The sequence below is a fragment of the Streptomyces sp. NPDC051109 genome (genome assembly GCF_044455885.1).
Lineage (GTDB): Bacteria > Actinomycetota > Actinomycetes > Streptomycetales > Streptomycetaceae > Streptomyces.
The window spans coordinates 332,951-354,566 of record NZ_JBITFF010000002.1 but is presented as its reverse complement, the minus strand read 5'-3'; the positions used below and the strand labels follow the sequence as shown (position 1 = coordinate 354,566).

22 protein-coding genes are annotated in these 21,616 nt (G+C 74.4%); 5 read left to right on the top strand and 17 right to left on the bottom strand.

Features of this window, described 5'->3' with window-relative positions; genetic code table 11:
- Positions 1 to 6: 6 nt before the first annotated feature.
- The 11 genes from ACIBAD_RS04590 to ACIBAD_RS04540 form a co-directional block, all read right to left on the bottom strand.
- A complete protein-coding gene (locus ACIBAD_RS04590; RefSeq protein WP_398904437.1) occupies positions 7 to 363 on the bottom strand; it encodes an SAV_915 family protein in 357 nt (118 codons plus the stop codon).
- 215 nt (positions 364 to 578) lie between these two features.
- Positions 579 to 1,625, bottom strand: a complete 1,047-nt coding sequence (locus ACIBAD_RS04585) for a cation diffusion facilitator family transporter (RefSeq protein ID WP_398904435.1) — start codon at positions 1,623 to 1,625, stop codon at positions 579 to 581.
- A gap of 80 nt (positions 1,626 to 1,705) precedes the next feature.
- Positions 1,706 to 1,963, bottom strand: coding sequence for a hypothetical protein (locus tag ACIBAD_RS04580; RefSeq protein WP_398904433.1), 258 nt, complete (start codon positions 1,961 to 1,963; stop codon positions 1,706 to 1,708).
- The gene (locus ACIBAD_RS04575) at positions 1,960 to 3,870 is read right to left on the bottom strand and encodes a peroxidase family protein (RefSeq protein ID WP_398904431.1); all 1,911 of its coding nucleotides are present in this window, start codon (positions 3,868 to 3,870) and stop codon (positions 1,960 to 1,962) included. Before ACIBAD_RS04575 ends, ACIBAD_RS04580 begins: the two co-directional genes overlap by 4 nt.
- Positions 3,871 to 3,916: 46 nt before the next feature.
- A complete protein-coding gene (locus tag ACIBAD_RS04570) occupies positions 3,917 to 5,272 on the bottom strand; it encodes a hypothetical protein (protein ID WP_398904429.1) in 1,356 nt (451 codons plus the stop codon).
- A 118-nt stretch (positions 5,273 to 5,390) separates the two neighbouring features.
- Positions 5,391 to 6,818 carry a cytochrome P450 gene (locus tag ACIBAD_RS04565; protein ID WP_398904427.1) on the bottom strand — a complete coding sequence of 476 codons (1,428 nt, stop codon included), beginning with the start codon at positions 6,816 to 6,818 and terminating at the stop codon, positions 5,391 to 5,393.
- The gene (locus ACIBAD_RS04560) at positions 6,815 to 8,221 is read right to left on the bottom strand and encodes an FAD-linked oxidase C-terminal domain-containing protein (protein ID WP_134068967.1); all 1,407 of its coding nucleotides are present in this window, start codon (positions 8,219 to 8,221) and stop codon (positions 6,815 to 6,817) included. Before ACIBAD_RS04560 ends, ACIBAD_RS04565 begins: the two co-directional genes overlap by 4 nt.
- A gap of 58 nt (positions 8,222 to 8,279) precedes the next feature.
- Positions 8,280 to 9,887 carry a benzoylformate decarboxylase gene (mdlC, locus tag ACIBAD_RS04555; protein WP_398904425.1) on the bottom strand — a complete coding sequence of 536 codons (1,608 nt, stop codon included), beginning with the start codon at positions 9,885 to 9,887 and terminating at the stop codon, positions 8,280 to 8,282.
- Positions 9,888 to 10,089: 202 nt separating this feature from the next.
- On the bottom strand, positions 10,090 to 10,794 hold the full coding sequence (locus tag ACIBAD_RS04550) for a class I SAM-dependent methyltransferase (protein ID WP_398904423.1): 705 nt from the start codon (positions 10,792 to 10,794) through the stop codon (positions 10,090 to 10,092).
- Between the two features lie 57 nt (positions 10,795 to 10,851).
- Positions 10,852 to 11,238 (bottom strand): VOC family protein, encoded by a 387-nt coding sequence (locus tag ACIBAD_RS04545; protein ID WP_134068964.1) that lies wholly within the window; start codon positions 11,236 to 11,238, stop codon positions 10,852 to 10,854.
- 177 nt (positions 11,239 to 11,415) lie between these two features.
- A complete protein-coding gene (locus tag ACIBAD_RS04540; protein ID WP_134068963.1) occupies positions 11,416 to 11,889 on the bottom strand; it encodes a MarR family transcriptional regulator in 474 nt (157 codons plus the stop codon).
- Between the two features lie 124 nt (positions 11,890 to 12,013).
- On the opposite strand from ACIBAD_RS04540, the gene ACIBAD_RS04535 reads away from it, so the two are divergent.
- Together ACIBAD_RS04535 and ACIBAD_RS04530 are read left to right on the top strand one after the other, a co-directional pair.
- A complete protein-coding gene (locus tag ACIBAD_RS04535) occupies positions 12,014 to 12,424 on the top strand; it encodes an organic hydroperoxide resistance protein (RefSeq protein WP_119094526.1) in 411 nt (136 codons plus the stop codon).
- Between the two features lie 135 nt (positions 12,425 to 12,559).
- Positions 12,560 to 13,180: a hypothetical protein gene (locus ACIBAD_RS04530; protein ID WP_398904419.1), complete on the top strand. Its 621-nt coding sequence runs from the start codon at positions 12,560 to 12,562 to the stop codon at positions 13,178 to 13,180.
- Between the two features lie 11 nt (positions 13,181 to 13,191).
- On the opposite strand, the gene ACIBAD_RS04525 is transcribed toward ACIBAD_RS04530, so the two are convergent.
- From ACIBAD_RS04525 to ACIBAD_RS04505, 5 genes are all read right to left on the bottom strand, one after another.
- On the bottom strand, positions 13,192 to 13,887 hold the full coding sequence (locus tag ACIBAD_RS04525) for an alpha/beta fold hydrolase (protein ID WP_398904417.1): 696 nt from the start codon (positions 13,885 to 13,887) through the stop codon (positions 13,192 to 13,194).
- Positions 13,884 to 14,693 (bottom strand): DUF1295 domain-containing protein, encoded by an 810-nt coding sequence (locus ACIBAD_RS04520; protein WP_134068961.1) that lies wholly within the window; start codon positions 14,691 to 14,693, stop codon positions 13,884 to 13,886. The genes ACIBAD_RS04525 and ACIBAD_RS04520 overlap by 4 nt, the downstream gene beginning before the upstream one ends.
- Positions 14,690 to 15,949, bottom strand: a complete 1,260-nt coding sequence (locus tag ACIBAD_RS04515; protein ID WP_398904771.1) for a class I SAM-dependent methyltransferase — start codon at positions 15,947 to 15,949, stop codon at positions 14,690 to 14,692. Before ACIBAD_RS04515 ends, ACIBAD_RS04520 begins: the two co-directional genes overlap by 4 nt.
- A 38-nt stretch (positions 15,950 to 15,987) precedes the next feature.
- Positions 15,988 to 16,755 (bottom strand): DUF1365 domain-containing protein, encoded by a 768-nt coding sequence (locus ACIBAD_RS04510; RefSeq protein ID WP_166682112.1) that lies wholly within the window; start codon positions 16,753 to 16,755, stop codon positions 15,988 to 15,990.
- An 86-nt stretch (positions 16,756 to 16,841) separates the two neighbouring features.
- The gene (locus ACIBAD_RS04505; RefSeq protein WP_398904415.1) at positions 16,842 to 18,104 is read right to left on the bottom strand and encodes an NAD(P)/FAD-dependent oxidoreductase; all 1,263 of its coding nucleotides are present in this window, start codon (positions 18,102 to 18,104) and stop codon (positions 16,842 to 16,844) included.
- A 368-nt stretch (positions 18,105 to 18,472) separates the two neighbouring features.
- Between ACIBAD_RS04505 and sigK the strand changes: the two genes are divergently transcribed.
- Both sigK and ACIBAD_RS04495 read left to right on the top strand, forming a co-directional pair.
- Positions 18,473 to 18,997 carry an ECF RNA polymerase sigma factor SigK gene (gene sigK / locus ACIBAD_RS04500; protein WP_053693623.1) on the top strand — a complete coding sequence of 175 codons (525 nt, stop codon included), beginning with the start codon at positions 18,473 to 18,475 and terminating at the stop codon, positions 18,995 to 18,997.
- Entirely contained in the window at positions 18,994 to 19,743 is a 750-nt protein-coding gene (locus tag ACIBAD_RS04495; RefSeq protein WP_398904413.1) for an anti-sigma factor domain-containing protein, read from the top strand. Before sigK ends, ACIBAD_RS04495 begins: the two co-directional genes overlap by 4 nt.
- Positions 19,744 to 19,754: 11 nt before the next feature.
- Here the strand turns inward: ACIBAD_RS04495 and ACIBAD_RS04490 are convergent, their stop codons facing one another.
- Positions 19,755 to 20,411: a helix-turn-helix domain-containing protein gene (locus ACIBAD_RS04490; RefSeq protein ID WP_398904411.1), complete on the bottom strand. Its 657-nt coding sequence runs from the start codon at positions 20,409 to 20,411 to the stop codon at positions 19,755 to 19,757.
- Positions 20,412 to 20,489: 78 nt separating this feature from the next.
- Between ACIBAD_RS04490 and ACIBAD_RS04485 the strand changes: the two genes are divergently transcribed.
- Positions 20,490 to 21,494 (top strand): class I SAM-dependent methyltransferase, encoded by a 1,005-nt coding sequence (locus ACIBAD_RS04485; protein ID WP_398904408.1) that lies wholly within the window; start codon positions 20,490 to 20,492, stop codon positions 21,492 to 21,494.
- The last annotated feature ends 122 nt before the right edge of the window (positions 21,495 to 21,616 follow it).

Genomic DNA, 21,616 nt, shown 5'->3' with positions numbered 1-21,616 from the left:
CTCCCCTCAGACGGCCTGGGCCGGGAACCGGCCCGGCCGCAGCGGCGCCGCGGCGGCCGGGGCCGCCGGAGCGGCCGCCGGGGCCGACAGCGCCGGGTCGACGGTGATCAGGTCCGCGCCGAGCGGCTCGCACAGCTCCCGCAGCACGGACCGCGACAGCCGGATGTAGCCCTGGCCCTCACCGAGCGTCGCGGCCAGCAGATCCGTCCGAGTGAAGCCGACGGCCGTACGGGCGCCCAGCGGGGTGCGGAACAGGCGGATCACCGCCTCCGCTCCTCTTCCCGGCCGGACGGGCACGTACAGGAGTCCGGCCGGGACCCGTTCCTCGGGCTCGGGATCGTCTTCGTACCGGAACAGACACATGGGGCCCTCCCTGAGGAACCGCAAGAGGCGACTGGTGGCGCCCCGAGTGCGGGGAGGCGGTCCGGGGCGCGACTTCGAAGCTATCCCCGCTCGGGGCCCCGCGCGCGGGGTCCTGACGCCGCCTTGACGGGAATCGGCCCACTCCATACACGCCGCTGACGCCCTCCCGGCCCGGCATCACCGGCAAGGGATCGCGCCCCGGGGGCGCCCCGGCGTCAGCCCGCCCGGCCCGTGTGGTGGGCCAGGGCGGCGTGCGGGTCCTCGCGGTCCGCGGTGTGGTCGATGTGCACGGTGGCCGCGGTCAGCCGGGGGACGGCGTGGATCAGGGCGTGTTCGGCCTCGACGGCCAGGGCGTGCGCCTGCACCACCGTCAGGTGCGGGTCGACGACGATGTCGGCCTCGGCCCGCAGCGCGTGCCCGATCCACCGCATGCGGACCTGCCCGGTGCCCCGTACGCCGGGCACGCCGAGCAGCGCGCCGTGCGCGGTGTCGACCAGCGCCGGATCGACCGAATCCATGAGCCGCCGGCAGACCTCGCGCGCGGCGTCGCGCACCACCATGAGGATGGCCGCGGTGATCAGCAGGCCGACGATCGGGTCGGCGCTCTTCCAGCCGATCGCGGCGCCGCCCGCGCCGAGCAGGACGGCGAGCGACGTGAACCCGTCCGTACGGGCGTGCAGCCCGTCGGCGACGAGCGCCGCGGAGCCGATCCGGCGGCCGGTGCGGATGCGCTGGCGGGCCACCCACTCGTTGCCGAGGAACCCGACCACCGCGGCGCCCGCGACCGCCCAGAGCTGGCTGATCCCGCGCGGGTGCAGGAGCCGGTCCACGGCCTGGTACGCGGCGAGGGCGCAGGAGGCCGCGATGGTCAGCACGACGACGATCCCGGCCAAGTCCTCGGCCCGGCCGTAGCCGTAGGTGTAGCGGCGGTTCGCCGCCCGCCGCCCGAGCACGAACGCGATGCCGAGGGGAACGGCGGTCAGCGCGTCGGCGGCGTTGTGGACGGTGTCGCCGAGCAGGGCCACCGATCCGGACAGGGCGACGACGCCGGCCTGGACGGCCGTGGTCAGGCCCAGGACGCCCAGGGACAGCCACAGCGTGCGCATGCCCTGCCGGGAGGTCTCCATCGCCGGGTCGACCTTGGCCGCCGGCTCGTGGCCGTGCGGGGTGAACGCGTGCGCCAGATGGCCCAGCCGGTGTCGCAGCCGGTGCAGCAGCCCTGCCCGGAAGGGCCCCTGCTGGTGCTCGTGGTGGTGGCTCACGGCGTGCTCGCTTTCGACGAGGACGACAGGGAACGGGTGGGCCCGACGGACTGCCCACCCGCCCATTGTGTCCCCGGCCGTCAGCGGGAGCGCACGGCCGCGTCCAACTGCTCGGCGGACCGTGCCAGGCCGTCCGCCGCCGTCGCGCAGCGGTCGGCCAGGGCCTCGATCCGCCACCGGAAGGCCTCGGCCTGCGGCCCCCTCCAGTCCAGCGCCGCGGCCCCCGCCCGCAGCCGTTCCGCGTGCCGCAGCAGCGCCGCGGAGTGGGCCCGCAGCCCCTCCGCCGACCCGCACCACCGGGCCTCCCGCTCCGAGCGCGGCGCCGGAACGCCGGTCACAGGGCCCTCCACGGGGCGAAGGCGTTGGTCACGCCGTCGAGGGCCGGGGCCAGTTCGGGGTGGTGGCGCAGGAGTACGGAGACCATGCCGCCCCGGTCCACCCACTCCAGGCCCTCCGCCGTGTACACCTCGGGCCGGTAGTCGGTGGTGAAGAAGCGGTCGCTCTTCAGCCGCCTGCTCGCCATCAGGATGAAGATCCGGAACAGGGAGTCGCTGAAGCCGAATCCGGCCGGCCGCGGCTCGGCGAGGTTGCCGACCAGCGTGTCCACCCGGTCGAGGCGCCCCTCGTACAGCTCCTTCAGCAGCGGTGTGTCACCCGGATGCCCGCCCGTCAGCTCCTCGAAGGAGGTGACCGGCCGCTTGCGCAGCATCTGCCGGTACGCGTTGTAGCGGGGGATCCCGCGCTCGCGGTCGCGCAGGACGTCGACGGTGCCCAGGTCGGTGTGCTCGCCGGTCAGACGGGCCAGATTGCGCAGCGCGTCCGGGTGGTTGTGCAGCACGAGGGCCCCGGGGTGGGCCGTGCCGAAGCTGTAGAACAGGTCGCTCATGCCGTACGCGTCGACCGCCTTGCGGGTGGTCGCGCCCTGCATGTCGTCGAATCCGATGGTCGCGCGGACGCCGCCCGCGCGGTGGTCCCGTACGGCCAGCTCGTCCGGGATCAGCGGGTGCAGCCGGTACGCGGAGACGAACTCCTCCGTCATCGAGAACGGCGCCGCGTGGTGGTCGGTCGGGGAGCCGAGGATCCCGCTGAGCATCTCGCCCTTGCCGACGCGCCCGTACGTCCGGCTGACCCAGCGCGGCAGCACTCCGTACCAGTTGGCGTCCATCGCGCGCCGCAGCACCGGGGTGTCGAGGACGCCGGGCGTCCACTCCACCGTGTGGATCTTCGCCATCAGCGCGGTGTTGACCAGCCGCGCGGTGTGGAAGAGCCGCTCGTCGTCCCAGGTCGGGTAGTGCGCGCGCAGGTAGTCGCAGATCGCGTTGTGCTCCTTGGCGAACAGCGTGTGCAGCAGCGACAGGCCCGCCCAGTAGTCGCTGTTCATGCCGGTCCAGTCCAGGCAGGACCTCCCGGGCCGCGGATCGGCGGGCAGCCGGCCGTCCTCGACGATGAGCCGCCCGTGCTCGCCCGTGCGCAGCGCCCGGCACCGGGCCTCGTCGGAGCCGTAGATCTGCGAGCCGTCCCACCAGTGCGTGACGGTGTTCTGGTACGTGGGCGGCGCATCGGCCACGGTGTGCGCGACCGGGTCGGGGCGGGTGCGGTTCACGCGCATCGGGCAGCTGCCGCCGTGCTCGGCCCAGTCGTCGTCCTCGGCGAGCGGGACGGTGAACGGCTCGGCCTCCTCGTTGTCGCCGTGGTTGGCCCAGCCGTGGTTCTCGAACTGGATCCAGGCGGCGGCCAGCAGGTTGAGGGTGGGCGCGGGCACGAACCCCTTGCGGGCCAGCAGCTGCCTGCTGATCTCGCGCGGGTTCGGCGACATCAGCTCCTCTTCGGAGTCCGGGAAGGCCAGGTGCAGCGGGGCGTTGCGGTCGAGCCGGGTGCCGACCCGGCCCATGTCCTCGTCGTACGGGTCGTAGCCCGAGCCGTCGTACGAGCGGAACGGCGCGAGCGCGGCGGTCGGACGCCGGCGGCCCTCCCCGCCCGCGCCGTACGTGTCGTACAGGTTCTTGCGGCGCAGGTCGTCGCGGAGCACCCGGAGGTTCAGCAGCCCGAGGGGGAGCGGCAGTTCGTGCCACTCGCGGGTGCGGTTGACGCGGGCGAAGGCGGCCGAGCCGAGGCGTTCGAGGAGCCCGGGCGGGCCGTACGAGGGTGCTTGGCCGGGGTGGGCGGCCTGTGCGGGGAAGCCCGCGGCCCCCGGGGTCTCACGGCTCGGGGCCGCGCTCGGCTCGGTGGAGGTGGTGTCGGTCATGGCGTTCCTCAGCGGTCGGCGGCGGTGGGAGAGCGGCGGTGCGCGGTCAGCGGTCGTAGAGCCGGAAGAAGCGGGCGGCGGTCACCTGCCCCCGGAAGGGTGCGAGGTCGGCGTCCACGCGGGCGCTCGCCTCGGGGACCGTGTGCTCCAGGTTGTGCGCGTACCGCTCCGCGGCATGGCACAGCGGGAAGGAGTGCGTGTCGTCGGTCCAGGTGAACTCGGTGAACTGCTCGGGCAGCGCGTACGCGGAGACCGAGGAGCGGCCCTCCAGGCTCGGCACCACGTCGTGCTCGTTGACCAGCGAGTACACCCGGGTCCGCGGATCGGCCGGGCGCTTGCCGTCGATGGGGGAGCCGATCGCGACGACGTGCGTGACGTGGTGGATCCCGCAGAAGTCCCGGTCGGCGGCCAGGTTCATGGCGGTGATCCCGCCCAGGCTGTGGCCCACCAGGGCGAGTTCGCAGCCCGAGGGGAGCAGCCGGCGCAGCGCCTTGGAGACGGCCCTGGAGTACGGGGTGGCGGGCCGCGCGACGGCGTGTACGGCGCCCAGCAGGTCCTGGGGGCTCTTGTCGCTGACGCCCGACATGCCGGCGAGCTGGACCACGTACCGCTGGACGCCGTCGGGCCCCACGACCTGCTGGACCAGCAGCGTTCCGTCGGTGCCCACGGCGCCGATGTTGCGGACGTACCCGGCGATCGTGCCGGTGGTGTCGAGGCGTTCGGCGAGTGCGGGGGAGGGGACGAGGGGTTCGGCACGGCCCGGTCCGCGGTCGAGCAGGGCCCAGACGCGGGCGCTGATGCCGAGGACCGGCTCGGCGCCTGCCAGGGTGCGGCCGGTGGCGATCTCCCAGCCGGCGCCGTCGTTGAGCGGGTTCTCGTCGGTGAGGGCGTTCCACGCGAGGATGTCGGCGAAGACGGGGGCCAGCAGGGCGAAGGTGCGCTCGGCGCCCTTGGTGCCGAGCAGCGAGCGGAAGACGCGGACCGCCTCGCGCTGCCGGTCCTCTTGGACGGCCCGCAGCACGCGCGCGGTGTCCGGGTCGCCGAGCAGTTCGGGGTGGGCCACGGCGGCAGCCCGGATGCGGGCCTTGAGACCCGTCACGGCCAGGCTGACGGCGAGGCTCTCCCGGCTGGTGAACACCCCGGCGAGCCAGCCGATCCGGGCCAGGCCGCGGCCGCGCGGGGCCCAGCCCAGCCCCTTGGGGTCGGTGATCGTCCGCAGCAGGGTGCGCCGGGCGGCGCCGCCGCGGGCGGCGCGCGGCAGCCGGGCGCCGAGGGCCAGTTCGGAGGCGTACCGGGAGGCGTCCCCCACTCCTTCGGCGGCCTCCGCGAGCACGCGGCACAGGTGGTGCAGGGAGCCGACATCGGGTTCCTGCCCGGTGACGGCGGTCGTGGCATCGGTCATGCAGGTGCCCTCCGGGGCATGGTGGGGTGCGGGTGGCGGGCCGGCCCTGGTCGCGGGTGCGGCCGACGACGTGCGGCGCGGGGCCCGGCGGGCGGCCGGTCCGCGCCGCCGGAGGAGCTCAGCGCTTGGCGAGGGTGAGCCGGATGCCGGCCGAGGCGAGGATGCCGGGCAGCGGGCGGCAGGGGTCCACTGCGGGCCTGCCGCCGGTGACCCGGTGGCCCCGCAGCACCGCCGCGATCAGCACGGCCGCCGTCAGCACGCCCAGGTGCTCGCCCGGGCAGCGCCCGCCGCCATGGCTGAACGGCGCCATCCGGATGTCCTGTGCCGCCCCGGGCCGCAGCCACCGGGCGGGCACGAACTGGTGCGCGGCCGGGACGTGTTCGGGATCCCGCTGGTGGAACAGGGCGGGCACGAGCACCGCCGTACCCGCCGGATAGTGGACCCCGCCCCACTCGGTCTCGGCGCGGGTGACCCGCAGCAGGTCCGGGACGATGGGGAACAGCCGCAGGGTCTCCTCCACACAGGCCCGCAGCCGCGGCAGCTCCGCGCCCCCGCCGTCGACCTCCGCCCGCAGGGCCTCCTGCTCGGCCGGATGCGCGGCGAGCAGCAGGAGCGTACGGGCCACGATCGGGCCGACCGTGTCGAGGGCGAGCAGCCAGTGGTGGGCCTGACCCACCGCGTCCAGCGCGGCGGCGCCGGGTCCCTGGGCAGCCGGGTGGTTGCGGGCGAGCGCTGTCAGGGTGTGCGGCTCCGCGCGGGCGGCGTACTCCTCGACACGGGCGGCGGCCTTCCGGTAGAGCGCCTCCGCGGCTGCGGCGCGCCGCCTGCGCATCCGCATCCAGTTCGACTCCTCGCGGATGGCGAGCAGCCACCGCGCGAGCTCCTCGTCCCCCGCCGCCGCGTCGCCGAGGACCATGCGGCGCACGATCCGCGCCACCGTACGCCGCAGCAGCGGGAAGTCCAGCTCGGGGCCCTGGACCAGCGCGGGGACCTCCTGCGCGATCACCGCCCGGAACTCCTCGCACGAGGGGTGTACCGGCCGGTCGGCCGCGAGCACCTCGTCGTTGACGCGCCGGCGCTCCTCACGGGTGTCGCCGTGGGAGCAGATGACGCCCGTGGGCTCCAGCAGCGACAGCCCCTTGTACTTGTCGGGCGCGTCCATGGCGAGCGTGCGCACCGGCAGTTCGTAGAACCGCCGGACGTCGGCGTGGTCCAGCAGGACCAGCAGCGGCCCGGACACGCCGCGCACCTCGACGGGCGCCCCGCCGTGCCGGGCGCGCATGGCGCGCAGCGTCGCCGCCGACCAGCCCTGCTGGCCGAGGGCCGCCTGCGCCGCCACCACCCGCGGCCGCAGGTGGAAGGCCCCGCGGACGAAGGCGGGCAGCGTGTGGGTGGCGGCGAAGCGGACGGTCTCGGCGCGCCCGGCCCGGGCGGGCCGGGGTACGGGGAGGGAGGGGGAGCCGGTGCCCGCGGCTTGGTCCGGGATCCCGGCGGCCGGGGTGGTGTTCTCGTCAGCGGCCTCGGAACGGGCCACGGAGTCGGTCATGCCTCCACGACCTTGCCGGGGTTGAGCAGGTTCTTCGGGTCGAAGAGCCGCTTGAGCCCGCGCTGGAGTTCCAGGCTCACCGGGTCGAGTTCACGGGTCAGCCATTCGCGCTTGAGCGTGCCGATGCCGTGCTCGCCGGTGCTGGTGCCGCCGAGGGCCAGGCCCGCGGCCATGATGTCGTCGTACGCGGTCTGGGCGCGGCGGAACTCGTCCGCGTCCGATTCGTCGAAGACGACGGTCGGGTGCAGGTTGCCGTCTCCCGCGTGGCCGAGGGTGAAGATCCGCAGCCGGTTGCGTACGGCGATCTCCTCGATCGTGCCCATGAACTTGGCCAGTTCGGAGCGCGGTACGGCCACGTCCTCGATGAAGGCGGTCGGCCGGCCGCCGAGGGTCGCGGCGAACGCGCCCAGGGCCGGGGTGACCAGCCGCCGTGCCTCGATGACCTGCCGGGACTCCTCGGAACCGGTGGCGGTCACCACGTTCCGGGAACCGGCCTCCTTGCACAGGAGGGCCATCGACGCGAGGTCGCGGGCGGGCTCGGCGGTGTCGCTCTCGATGATCAGCGTGGCCGCGGCGCCCGGGGTCAGCATCGGGTGCCCGTGGTCGGCGACGGCCTGGGACGTCGCCCGGTCGAGGAGTTCGAGGGCGGACGGGACGTGGCCGGCCGCGGTGATCGCGGCGACGGCGTCCCCGGCCGCCGTCAGCGTCGGGAACTGGGCGAGCATGGCCAGCGCGGGCGGCCGTACGGGGCACAGGCCGAGCGTGGCGCCGACGATGACGGCCAGGGTGCCCTCGGAGCCGACGAGCAGCCGGGTCAGGTCGTACCCGGCGACCCCCTTCGCCGTGTCCCGGCCGGTCCGCATCCGGCGGCCGTCGGCGAGGACGAGGTCCAGGCCGCGGACGTAGTCGGCGGTGACCCCGTACTTGACGCAGCAGATCCCGCCGGCGCCGGTGGCGATGTTCCCGCCGATGGTGCAGTGCTCCCAGGAGGCGGGGTCGGGAGGGTAGGAGAGGCCGTGCTCGGCGACGGCGTCGTTCAGGCGCTTGGTGACCACGCCGGGCTCGCAGCGCACGAGCCGGTTGGCGGGGTCGATCTCCAGGATGCGGTCCATCCGGGCGGTGCTCAGCACGACGCAGCCGTCGATCGCGTTCGCGGCGCCCGCGAGGCCGGTGCGGGCACCCTGCGGGACGACGGGCACACCGAGCTCGTACGCGGTGCGCATGATGTGCCGGACCTGCTCGGCGGTGCGCGGGAAGGCGACGACGGCCGGGGTGCCGGCCGCGGAGAACGGCGCGGCGTCGCGCGCGTGCGCGGCGAGGGTCTCCGGGTCGGTGTGCAGCACGTCGGCGTGGTCGGTGAGGAGGGTGCGCAGGCGTGACAGGAGAGGGGTTTCGGGGGACATGAGGGCCTTCTGACGGTGGTGGGGGAGGCTGGCGTCCGGGCTGCGGCGGGGCCGGGCCTCAGAGGGAGGGGAGCTCGGTGGTCACGGGGACGTCGATGAGCACCGGCCCGTCCTGCTGGGCCGCGGCGTCCCGTACGAGCTTGGTGAGTTCACCCGCGCCCTGGGCTCGGTGGGTGCGCACCCCGTAGCCGTCGGCGACGGCCGTGATGTCGAGGCCGGGGATGTCGAGGCCGGGGGCGCCCTGGGCGTGTTCGAGCTGTGCGAACCAGTGGAGGATCGCGTACTTCGCGTTGCTGAGGACGACGAAGGTGACGGGGACCCGGTACGCGGCCGCGGTCCACAGGGCCTGCACGGCGTAGTGGATGGAGCCGTCGCCGATGACGCAGACCACGGGCCGGTCGGGCGCGCCGAGCTGCGCGCCGACGGCCGCGGCGGCCCCGAAGCCGAGTCCGCCGCCCGCGGAGAACAGGTAGGAGTCCGGGGCGGAGATGCGGGTGGCCTCGTGGAACTGCGGGACGTTGGAGGGCGATTCGTTGACCCAGAGGGTGTTCTCCGGTGCGCCCTGCGCGATCGCCGTCAGCGCGGCGAGCGGGGTGAGGGCCCCGTCGGCCGACTCGGGGAACCGCACCTGCTCGTGGGGTGCGGGCGCGCCCGAACCGGCGGCCGGGAGCCGCTCCGCGAGGGCCCGTACGGTCAGTGCCAGGTCCGCGACGACCGCGTCCCCGACGGGGGCCCGGGCCGCCTCCTCGGCGTCCCGGGTGAGGAGCACGAGCTCGGCGCCCTCAGGGAGGTGGGGGCCGGGGACGTAGGGGTAGTACCGGAACACGGGGGCTCCGACCACCACGATCAGGTCGTGGCCCGCGAGCTGCCGGCCGAGCGGCCCGATCGCCGGGGCGAGGTCCCCCCGGAACTGCGGGTGGCTGCGGGGGAAGGAGACGCGGGCCGAGACGGGCGCCGCCCAGACGGGCAGTCCGGTGCGCTCGGCGAGGGCGAGGACGGCGTCCCAGGCGCCCGAGGCGTCGACGTCGTCGCCGACGACGAGGACGGCGGAGCGGGCGCGGGAGATCCGGTCGGCGAGCGCCGCGACCGTGGCGGCGTCGGGCGCGGCGGCGTGCGTGATCCGGCGGGCGGCGGCGGCCCGGCCGGCCAGGTCCTGCTCCTCGGTGAGCTCCGCGTCGAAATCGTCCATGGGGAGGGAGAGGAACACCGGCCCGTGGGGCGGGGTTTCGGCGGTCTGCACGGCGCGGGCCAGCGCGGCCGGGACGTCGGCGGGGCGCGGGGGCTCGTAGGCCCACTTGACGGCGGGCTGGGGGAGCAGCGTGGCCTGCGGGTTGGAGAGCAGGGCCTCCATGGTGAGCATGGCGCGTACCTGCTGGCCCGCGGTGACGACCATCGGGGTGCGGTTCGCGCGGGCGTTCAGGATGGCGCCCATCGCGTTGCCGGTGCCGGGCCCGGTGTGCAGGTTGACGAGGGAGGTGGTTCTGGAGGCGAGGGCGAATCCGTCGGCCATGCCCACGACGACGGCCTCCTGCAGGCCGAGTACGTACCGGAAGTCCTCGGGGAACCGCTTGAGCATCGGCAGTTCGGTCGAGCCGGGGTTGCCGAAGACCGTGGTGATACCACGTGCTCGTAGAACGTCCAGGACTGATTCGCGAACCGTGCGCATTCGGTGTCCTTCCGCGCAGCAGGGGGCACTGTCGGTGATCAATCCAGCACACTGAGTTGATCTTTACAAAAGCCCTCCACGGCATATTCATCTCTGCTATGCGGGTGCTGCGTGCCCGCCCCCCTACTGGCCACTGGGCCGGGCGGGGTTGACGCCGTGTCCAGGGGGCGCGCCCGATGTCCCCCCGATGGGTGGACGGGGCTCAGCGCTTGCGGGCGAGGAGCTGGAGCGCCCGGGCCGGGTTCCCGTTCATCGTGGTGACGTCGATCGGCCGCTCGTGCACGAGGTCGAGGCCGGGGCCTGGACCGGGGCCGGGACCGGGACGGGGACCGGGATTCGGGCCCGCATCGCGCAGCAGCGCGCGCAGCCGGGCCGGTTCGTGGTGGCGGACCACGGCGCCGTCGCCGGTGGTGAACACCCCGTACGGCGTACCCGGATCGGCGGCGCGGGCGGCGGCGTAGCGCTCTCGGCTGCGCGCGTCGTCCTGGAGGGGCATGTCGCTGACGTAGAGCAGGCCGCCGGGGGCCAGGACCCGGACCAGCTCGGCGACCAGCTCGCGCTGCGCCGCGTCGTCCGGGACGCAGGTCAGCACCGCGAACAGCAGGACGAGGTCGAAGCTCGCCGGCGGGTACGGCAGCCCCGGGGGATCCTCCAGCACGGTGAAGCGCAGATCCGGGCGGGACCGGCGGCCGCGGTCGACGAGGGCGGGGGACAGGTCCGCGCCGGAGACGTCGCGGAAGCCGTGGTCGCTCAGTTCGGCCATGGTGCGCCCGTAGCCGCACCCGTAGTCGAGGACCCGGGCGCTGCGGCCCACCCCCGCCAGCCAGGTGAGGTCCAGGGGGTGGGTGAACGTTTTGGCGGCGCCTGCGGTGTCCCAGTAGGCGATCTGCCGGCCGAGGTCGTCCATACGCGGCCATCGTACTGCGCGGGGGCGCGCCGGGCCGGGGGCGCCGGCGCCCGGAACTCAGGGTCGGGAGCGGAGCGGGTGGTCCGCCGGGACCTCCACCACGGCGATGCGGACGCCGTCCGGGTCGGCGATCCACATCTCGATCAGCCCCCAGGGCTCCCGCCGGGGCGGCCGCAGCACCTCGGCGCCGCGCGCCAGCAGCTCCTCGTACGCCGCCTGCGCGTCGGCGACTTGGAGCCACAGCCGGAGCCCGGGGGAGGGCGGGCCGTCGGCGCGCCCGGAGACCTCCAGGAAGCCGCCGCCCAGGAAGTAGACCGTCCCGCGTTCCGGCCCGGTGCCGAACTCCCGGTAGACGGCGAGCCCCAGGGTGGCGCCGTAGAAGGCGCGCGAGCGCTCCGGGTCCGCGGGGGTGAGCAGGACGCGGCTGCCGAGTACGTGCACCATGCCGACGAACCTACTCCCGGCGCGGGCGCATTGCCCGGCGGACGGCCCCGGCCGGGGCGCGGGTCAGCCGCGGCCCGGGGCGTACGGAGAGTGCGTGCGGCCCGGTGGTGGCCGCGCACGGTCCCGGGAGCCGGCGCAGCGTCCGGGAAGCGTTTCGACCGGTTCCGCCCGGGCCGGTCAGGCCTCGGGGACGGCGGCGTCCAGGGCCGCGGTGAGGCGCTGCAGGCGGATCTGGAGATCGCGGATCTCGGCGAGCTCGAAGCCCGTCGCGGCCGCGATCCGGCGCGGCACCTCCACTGCGCGGGCGCGCAGCTCCGCGCCGGCCCCGGTGAGGCCGACGTGGACGGACCGCTCGTCCTCCGTGCTGCGCTCCCGATGGACGAGTCCGGCCGCCTCAAGGCGCTTGAGCAGCGGGGACAGCGTTCCCGAGTCGAGCCGGAGGTGGTTTCCGATCTCCTTGACGGGCGTCGTGCCGTGCTCCCACAGCACCAGCATCACCAGGTACTGCGGATAGGTCAGGCCGAGGTCCTTCAGGACGACGCGGTAGAGGCCGTTGAAGGCCCGGCTCGCCGAGTTCAGCGCGAAGCAGATCTGGCCGTCCAGGCGGAGGAAGTCCTCGTCGCGGAGGGTGGGGGTGGGCTGCTCGCTCATGGGCGCAAGTGTACCCGGGCATGGCTTGCGAGGCATTTAGTTGTGCACAACTAAATTGTGTGCTCTACTTCTGGAGGTCAGCCGATCACCGGCTGAACGGTCACCACCGCGAGAGGAACCCCTGATGGACGCGCTGTACACCGCTGTCGCCACCGCCAACGGCCGCGAAGGCCGCACGGTCAGCTCCGACGGCCAGATCGACCTCGCGCTCGCCATGCCCCCGGCCCTCGGCGGCAGTGGCCAGGGCACCAACCCCGAGCAGCTCTTCGCGGCGGGTTACGCGGCCTGCTTCGCCAGCGCGCTCGGCCTGGTCGGCCGGCAGGCGAAGGTCGACACCGGTGAGGTTTCGGTCACCGCGGAGGTCTCGATCGGCAAGGACGACACGGGCTTCGGCCTGGCCGTCACCCTGCGCGTCGAGCTGCCGGAGTCCCTCGCCGGCGAGACGGGCGAGCTGCTGGTCAAGCAGGCCCACCAGGTCTGCCCCTACTCCAAGGCCACCAGCGGCAACATCCCGGTCGAGCTGGTCGTCGAGTAGTCGCGACGCGGGTCCTCACGCGAGACGGGGCCCTCCTCCCAGGCGGGGTCCCCTAAGGCCCCTGACCCGCCCCCTCAGGGGCGGGTCAGGGCGTTCCCCGAGGACGGGCCGGTTCGGCGCGGCCATGATCGATCCATGTCGAACTCACCATGGGGGCGGGCGGCGTTCAGCGCCGGTCCGCTCTGTATGACCGCCTACGGGCTCATCCGGATGACCGACGAGGAGCACGGTCCCGGGTTGGCCTGGTCTTCGGGCCATGTCTTCTTCCTGGCTGCCGTGTCGTGCTTCGTCCCCATCGTGCTGGGGATGCGGAGGATGGCCGCGGCGGGTGGAGGCGGGGCCGGTCGGGGACTCGCCGGAGCCGGGGCGGTGACCGCGCTGGTCGGCATGGCCGCCGTCGTCGCGCAGGTGGTCATCGACCTGGCCGTGGGGTTCCTCAGCGAGGACCGCGAGGCGATGAACGATCTCTTCCGGCACGTCAAGAGCCACGCCGGTGTGGAGCCTGCCGTCTACACCGTCGGTCCGCTCCTGTTCTACGTCGGCCTCCTGCTGCTCCTGACCCGGCTGGCGGCCCTGCGCCGGACAGCCGCCTGGCGGCCCGTCGCGGTGGTCGCCGGCATCGTGGCCACGGGTGTCAGCCTGGACCTGCTGCCGCTGGCGGGGTTGTTGTTCCTCCTCGCGTTCGCGCCCTTGGGGCGGCAGATCGACGACTGGGACCGGCGTCCGCTGACGGCCACCGCCTCACCGGGCCGCTGACGGCCACCGCCTCACCGGGCCGCTGACGGGGCCGGTGCGGCGGGGACGTGGTCCGTGAACAGGGCCTCCGGGAGCGGGGCCAGGCCGAGAAGGCCCAGCGCGGTGTCCGTCGTGACCCGGTGCCAGGCGGCGGCCCGGCGGAGCATCGCGTGCCCGCCGTGCGGCATGGCGATGCCCGCGGCCCGGGCGCCCCGGGCACGGGCCCGCCGTACGTAGTCCCACGACCCCTGGGCATCGGTGACGCGGTCGGCCTCGTCGTGCAGGAGCACCACGGCCGTGTCCCCGAGGTGCAGGACCGGTTCACCCGGCGGGCACCAGGGCGCGAGCCCCACCACCGCGCGGACCAGCGGGTCGGCGGCGGCCCGCAACGCCGCGCGCCCGCCCATGGAATGCCCCACCAGCACCACGGGCAGCGGCCCGGCCACGCAGCACAACTCGCGCAGCGCCTGCCACACGTCGTGGACCGGATCCGCGCGGTGGCCGTTCCAGCCCCGGTGCTCGTAGCGGACCTCCGCCACCAGCACGCGACGCGCCGCCGAGCCCGCCCCCGCGATCGCCCGGGCGAACGGACGCATCCGCAGCCCCGGCAGGTTCGCGCGCGGTGGCGCGGCGAGCCCCTCCGCGCGCCCTCCGTGCAGCAGGAGCACCGCGGCCGCCGGGTCCTGCGGCACCCGGTGCAGCGCCAGCGCGCCCGTCGGCCCCCTCACGCCCGGCCTCCCCGCGGCGGCAGCGGGAGGAACCCGCTGGTACGGGCGGTGTAATCCGCGAAACCGGGCCGGTCGGCCATCCGTACCTCCAGCAGCCGCTTGCCGCTCCCCACGGTCAGCAGCAGCGTCATCACCACCGGGGACACCGCGCACAGCAGCGCGGCCCGCCAGGTCCCGCATACCGGAAGGTAGAGACCCCACCAGACCAGCGAGTCCCCGAAGTAGTTCGGATGGCGGGTCCATGCCCACAAACCCCGGTCCATGACCGCGTCCCGGTGCGCCGGATCGGCCTTGAACCGCGCGAGCTGGAAGTCCCCCACCGCCTCGAAGCCCAGGCCCACCGCCCACAGCGCCGCTCCGAGTACGTCGAGCACGCCGACGGGGGAGTCCACGTACGACGCGGCCTGGACGGGCAGGGAGACCAGCCAGACCAGGCCCGCCTGGAGCACGTACACCGTGAGCAGGGCGCGCACCTGCGGGTTCCCCCGCCCCCGGGCCAGGAGCTCCGTGTAGCGGGGGTCTTCGCCGTGCCCGCGGCCGCGCCAGGCGAGGTGCCCGGCCAGCCGCACCCCCCAGACGACCGTGCCGGTGGCGACCAGGAGCCGCCGGCCGCCGTCCCCGTAGCCGGCCGACAGGACGTACGAGACCACCGCGATCGCGGCGAACGCGAGGCCCCAGGCGATGTCCGCCGTCCGGTGCAGGCGCCGGGCCGTCCCGACGGCGAAGGCCAGGAGCAGGACCGCGGCGGCCGCGCCGGCGGCCGCGGCCAGGTTGCTCCCGAGGGCCTCCCGGGAGGCGGCGGTCACTGCCCCGCCCCCAGCGAGACGTCCTGCGTCAGCAGCAGCTGCCGGACGTCGAGGTAGCGGGCCCGGAACCCGGCTTCCGAGTAGGCCAGGTAGAACTCCCACATCCGCCGGAACGTCGCGTCGAAGCCGAGCGCCGCCACGGCCTCGACCCGCTCCGCGAAGCGCTCCCGCCACAGGGCCAGGGTCTGCGCGTAGTGCTCCCCGTACCCCTGGTCGGAGACGATCCGCAGCCCCGCACCGGCCGCGTGCGCCCCGATGGCCTCGCGGGAGGGGATCAAGCCGCCGGGGAAGACGTACTTGCTGATCCAGGTGTGCGTACGGGCGGTGCGCAGCATCCGCTCGTGCCCCATGGTGATGGACTGGAGCGCGATCCGTCCGCCGGGCGCCACCGCATCGCGCAGGGCGGCGAAGTACGCCGGCCAGAAGTCCCTGCCGACCGCCTCGATCATCTCCACGCTCACCACCGCGTCGTACCGCCCCTCCAGATCACGGTAGTCCCGCAGCTGCACGTCCACCCGGTCGGCGAACCCCGCGGCGGCGATCCGGCGGCGGGCGAGGTGCTGCTGCTCCGCGGAGAGGGTCACCGTCGTCACGTGCGCCCCACGCTCGGCGGCGCGCAGCGCGAGCTCGCCCCAGCCGGTGCCGATCTCCAGCAGGCGTTCGCCCGGGCCGACGCAGGCGAGGTCCAGCAGCCGGTCGATCTTGCGGTGCTGCGCGGCCGGCAGGCTCTCGTGGCGCGCCGGGAAGGAGGTGAACACGGCTGAGGAGTACGACAGGGTCTCGTCGAGGAACAGCGCGAACAGCTCGTTCGACAGGTCGTAGTGGCGTTGGACGTTCTCCCGGGCCCCGGCCCGGGAGTTCAGCTGCGCCTCGGGCCGGCGCTGCGCCCACGCTCCGCGCAGCCTGCGCAGCGGTGCGGGCACGAGGTCGTCGACGTGCACGGCGAGGACCGTCAGCAGGCCGGTCAGGTCGTCACTGTCCCATTCGCCCGCCATGTAGGACTCGCCGAAGCCGATCAGGCCGTGCGCCCCGATCCGGCGGAAGAAGGCGTCCGGGTCGTGGACGGTCAGCGAAGGGCCGATGCCGCGGGCCGGTTCTGCGCCGAAGCGGCAGCGCAGGGGCAGGGCGGCCAGGGCACGCCGGACCAGCCGGCGGGCGGCGGCCGCGTGCCCGAAGGGGGCCGCCGGCGGCCGCGCCACGTCCGGCCACGCGTGGGCGCGGGCGTCGGCACCCGTGTCGACGGCTGCGGCCCGCAGCCCGGCGGTTTCGTCGGCGGTGCGGGGGAGCGAAAGGGTCACGGGAGGATGCCTTCCTGGAGAGCGCGGTCGGGGCGGGGCTGTACGGGCAGCCCGCGGAGCAGCAGTCGGACGGCCTGCCGGCGGATCCCGGCCCAGACGGCGGCCGTGGACCACGGCCGCCGGGCGACCGCGCGCAGCAGGGCGAGGGAGGTGGCGGGGCGGTGCCGGCCGTGCAGGGTCGCGGTGAAGGCCCGTTGCCCGGCGCGTTCGAGCTGGACGGCGATCTGCAGCCGCTCCCGCGGCTCCGGCAGCCGCATGCGGTAGTGGCCGTCGACGGGGAAGAACGGCGAGACGTACAGCTCCTTCGCCGCCTCGGCCCGGCCGGCGCCGTCGGTCCGCAGGAGGTGGCAGTGGCGCTGGCCGTACGTGTTGTGGACCTCGCCCACGACACAGACCAGGGCTCCGGCGCGATCGTGGCACCAGTACAGGGTCAGCGGGTTGAACACGTACCCCAGGACCCGGGCGTGGGCCAGCATCAGGACCTGCCCGCCGTCGAGGTGCACGTCCCGGGAGGCCAGGTACGCGTCGAGGCCGGCCCGGATGGTCGGCGCGGCGGCGAAGTGGTCCCGGGCGTCGAAGCGGGCCAGGGGTCGCAGCGGCCAGGGGAGGCGGGGGAGCGCGTCCAGGTCCACGAGCCACATGTACGTGCGGTGCCGGAAGGAGTGCCGTACGGGAGCCGTCCGCACGTGGGAGACGACGCAGTCGTACAGGGCCGGCACGGCGGCCGCGGGCAGGGCGGGGGGCGTCGGAACCGCCGCGGCCACCGGGTCCGCCGGCGCCACCGGGACCTTCGGCTCCGCCAGGACCGTCCGGCTCGCCCGCTGCGCCACCGTGGGCGCCTGCACCCCGCTCACCAGCGCACCCCCAGCGCCGCGGCCGCCTGTACCCCCGAACGGCAGCCGTCCTCGTGGAAGCCCCACCCGTGGTAGGCCCCGGCGAAGGCGGTGACCCGCGTGTTGAGGCGGGGCAGCGCCCGCTGCGCGGCCACCGACCGGGGCGTGTAGACGGGGTGCGCGTAGTCCATGCGGGCCAGCACGCGCTCGGGGTCGATCCGCCCGCCGGAGTTCAGGGTGACGACGTACCGGGTGGCGCCCGGCAGCCGCTGGAGGCGTGTCATGTCGTAGCTGACCTGGACCCCGCCCGCCCCCGGGTGGCAGTCGTCGAGGTGGTAGTTCCAGGAGGCCCGGGCTCTGGGCGAGCGGGGCAGCAGGCCCGTGTCGGTGTGCAGCACCGTCGGGTTCGCCTCGTACCGGAAGGCCCCGAGGATCCGCTGCTCGTCCCGGGTGGGATCGGCCAGCAGGCGCAGTGCCTGATCGGGGTGGGTGGCGATGACGACCGCGTCGTAGGCGTCGGTGGTGCCGTGCTCGGTGCCCACCAGGACGCCGCTCGGTATCCGGTCCACCCGGATGACCGGGGTGCCGGTCCGGACGTTGCTGATCTCCTTGGCGGCCCTGTCCACGTAGGCCGCGCTGCCGCCGGTGACCGTCTTCCACTGCGGGGAGCCCGTCACGGACAGCAGCCCGTGGTGGTCGAGGAAGCGGAACAGGTACGCGGCCGGGTACTCCAGCGCGGTCGCCGGGGGGCAGGACCACACGGCCGACACCAGCGGCGTGATGAAGTGGCTGACGAAGTACGCGGAGAACCCGCCGTCGGCGAGAAAGTCGCGCAGGGTGAGCTGCTGCGGGAGCCCGTCCGCGGCCAACAGGCGGCGGGCGCGGCGGTGGAAGAGCGGCACCTCCGCCAGCAGCCGCAGGTACCGGCCGCGCAGGGCGGCGCGCCCGGTGAACAGTCCCGCGGCCCCGCGGGCACCGGCGTACTCCAGCCCGCAGCCGTCGCACCGCACCGACATGCTCATCTCGGAGTCCTGCGTGGCCACTCCGAGTTCGCGGAAGAGCCGGATCAGCAGGGGATAGGTGCGCTCGTTGTGGACGATGAACCCCGAGTCCACCCGCGCCGTGCCACCGCCCGGGGCCGGCAGTTCATGGGTGTGGGCATGGCCCCCCAGCCGGGGGTCCGCCTCGTACAGCGTGACGTCGCACGCCTTTTGCAGGACGTAGGCCGCGGTCAGTCCCGCAACCCCGCCGCCGATCACGGCCACACTCTGGGTACGCACAGTCCGTCACTCCCCACCGGTCGCCACGCCGCCGTCCGGGACGGCGTTTCCCCTTGCTTCGCGGCCGCAGGGCCCGCGGATTGGTGCCAGTTGCCGAAAGCTGAGTCAGCAGCGGTGCGGGGGGTTGCACATCGATCGGCAATTGGCGACCTGGTTGACCAATCCGCACAGATGTCTGCTCCGAAGACCGGTCAAGAACGGGAACCTGGCAGCATCCGGAGCGGTCGGCCCTCTGAGTTGAGGGCCGGTCCTTTCGACAGGAAAGGACTGTCATGCGACGGACGGACCCCGGCGGACCTTCCGCCACCACCGGGCAACCGCTGCCCTTCGGCGTCCCCGACACCGCGGCCCCCCGGCTCGAAGAACTGATGTCCCGGGTGGCCCGCGGCGACAAGGACGCCTTCTCCACCCTCTACGACGCCCTGTCCGGAACCGTGTTCGGACTGGTCGTCCGGGTCGTACGCGACCGCGCCCAGTCCGAGGAGGTGACACAAGAGGTGATGATCGACCTGTGGCGGCAAGCCGCCCGCTACCGACCCGAACAGGGCAGCGTGCCCGCCTGGGCCGCCACCCTCGCCCACCGCCGGGCCGTCGACCGCGTCCGCTCCGCCCAGGCCGCGATCAACCGCGAACACGACCAGGCCGCCCGCCAACAGGCGCGCCCGTTCGACGAAGTGGCGGAACAGGTCGAAACCCGGCTGGAGAGCGAACAGGTACGGCGCTGCATGCGCGGCCTGACCGAGATCCAGCGACAAGCCGTCACCCTGGCCTACTACCAGGGGCTGACCTACCGTGAGGTCGCAGAGACCCTGCGCACTCCACTGCCCACGATCAAGACACGCATGCGCGACGGACTCATCCGGCTGCGCGACTGCATGGGGGTGACCACATGAAGCACGACGGGGAACTGCACACCCTCACCGGCGCGTACGCCCTCCACGCACTCACGCCGACGGAACACGAGGTGTTCACCGCACACCTCGCCGACTGCCCGTCCTGCCGACAGGAAGTGGCCGAGTTCTCCGCCACCGCCGCCCGCCTGGCCGGGGCCGCCACCCTGCCGCCGCCCGCGCACATGAAGGACGCGGTCCTGTACGGCATCGAGTCCGTCCGCCAACTGCCCCCGCTGCTCCCGGCCACGGGCCGGCCGATGACGTTCACCGCGATCCTGCGCCGCAAGGCGATCACGCTGGCCATCGCCGCGAGCGTCGCCGGGGTCGCCGTGCTCGGGGGAGTCACCGTCCGGCAGAACCAGCTCGCCGAGGAGGCCCGGCAGCAGGCCCAGGCCACCGAACGCCGCCTCCAGGACGTCTCCGCCGTCGTGGCCGCCGCCGACGCACGTACGGTACGGGGCCGCACCAGCACCGGCGCGGCCGCCTCCGTGGTCAGCTCCAAGGCGCAGAACAGGGCGGTCTTCATCGGCGCGGGGCTCCCCGACCCGGGCGCGGACCGCACGTACCAGCTCTGGTTCGAGGACCACGGCACGATGCGCCCCGCCGGGCTGCTCACGCAGGACGGGGCCACGCTCATGCAGGGCGGCATCCAGGGCGCCTCCGGGGTGGGACTCACCGTCGAACCCGCCGGCGGATCCACCCGGCCCAGCAGCCGCCCGCTGGTCCTCCTCAACCTGCCGGCCTGACCCGCGCCGTTTCACGCGGGCCGGTCGGTGCCGCCCGGTCCAGCCGGTTTCGGAGCGGGCTTCGCGCGGACGTGCATGCGCTCGCCCTGCCGGCCGAAGAGGCTGAGCACCTCGACGGGCCGGCCGTCGGCGCTGCTGAACCAGTGGGGCAGCCGCGTGTCGAACTCGGCGACCTCGCCGGGGCCGAGGACCAGGTCGTGGTCGGGGAGTACCAGCCGCAGCCGGCCCTGGAGCACGTACATCCACTCGTAGCCCTCGTGGGTACGCGGATCCGGCTCGGAACCCCGGTCCGTGATGATCATCTTGTATGCCTGGAGGGGTCCCGGAGTCCGGGACAGCGGGACGAACGTACCGCCGCCCGGCAGCTCGTGCGGGGTTAGCCGTACCCGGGGGTCGCCCACCTCGGGCGCCCCCACCAGGTCGTCCAGCGGCACGCGGTACGCGCCGGCCAGCGGCAGCAGCAGCTCCAGGCTGGGGCGGCGCTGCCCGGACTCCAGCCGGGACAGGGTGCTCTTGGAGATGCCGGTGGTCTCGGAGAGCGCGGCCAGCGTCAGCCCGCGCTTGACACGGAGCCGCTTGAGCCGGGGGCCGACCCCCTCGAGGACGCTCTGGTAGGGCGGCGGGGCGTCGGCCGGTACGTCGGCTGGTGTATCGGCTGGTGTGTCCATGGGGGCATTCCACCGCGCTGTCCCGGAAACAGCAACAAGAGTTGTCGTACCGGATCCGCAGGGGGCAGGCTCCGCGCCATGAGCCCACGCAGCGATTCCCACCCCTCACACCGCAACGGCAGCGGCAGCGGCCACGAACACGGCCAGGGCCACGGGCGTGCGCCCGGCCACGGCTCCGGCCACCACTGCACCGACCTCGACTGGGACGTCATGGCCACCCAGCTGGAGAACGGCGCCGAACTGCAGCTCCCCGGACTGCGCCGGACGGCGGCCCACCTGGGCGAGCTGCTCGGCCCATCGGCCCAGGTCCGCCGCATCCTCGACATCGGCAGCGGCCCCGGCGTGATGACCTGCGTGCTCGCCGAGGCCTTCGCCGGCGCCGAGACCGTGGCCGTCGACGCCACGCCCGGCCTGCTGGACCGCACCCTGGCCCGCGCCGAGAAGCTCGGCCTCGGCGACAGGGTGGCCGTGCGGCACGCGGAACTGCCCGAAGGCCTGGGCAGCGGTGACGGGGCCGCCGGGGACGGCCTCGGCACAGCGGATCTGATCTGGAGCAGCAGGGCCGTCCACCACCTCGGCGACCAGCAGGGCGCGCTGGACGCGCTGGCCGGTGCGCTGCGGCCCGGCGGGGTGCTCGCCGTGGCGGAGGGCGGCCTGCCGATGCGCTTCCTCCCGCGCGACATCGGGATCGGCAAGCCGGGCCTGCAGGCCCGGCTCGACGCCGTCCACGAACACTGGTTCTCGGTCATGCGGACCGAGCTCCCCGGCAGCACCCCCGTCGTCGAGGACTGGCCCGCGATGCTAGGCCGCGCCGGGCTGTCCCGTGTCGGGAGCTTCACCTACCTCCTCGACCTGCCGGCCCCGCTGGGCGGGACGGCCCGCACCTTCCTGCACACCCAGCTGACCCGGCTGCGGGAGGCCGCGAGCGACATGCTCGACGCGGACGACCTCGACACCCTCGACGTGCTGCTCGATCCCGAGGCGCGGCACGGCATCATGCGCCGCCCCGACGCCTTCCTCCTGTCCGCCACGACCGTCTTCACCGGCGTGCGCGAGGCCGCCACCGGGCCGACCGCACGATGAGACCCTCCCCGGCAGGGCGCGTGGCGGCGAAGACCGGGGCGCGCAGCCGAACGCGACCTCGGTCCGCTGCGCCCCGGCCGGCTCACCGGACGGGAGGCCCCCGGTGGCGTGACCGGGGGCAC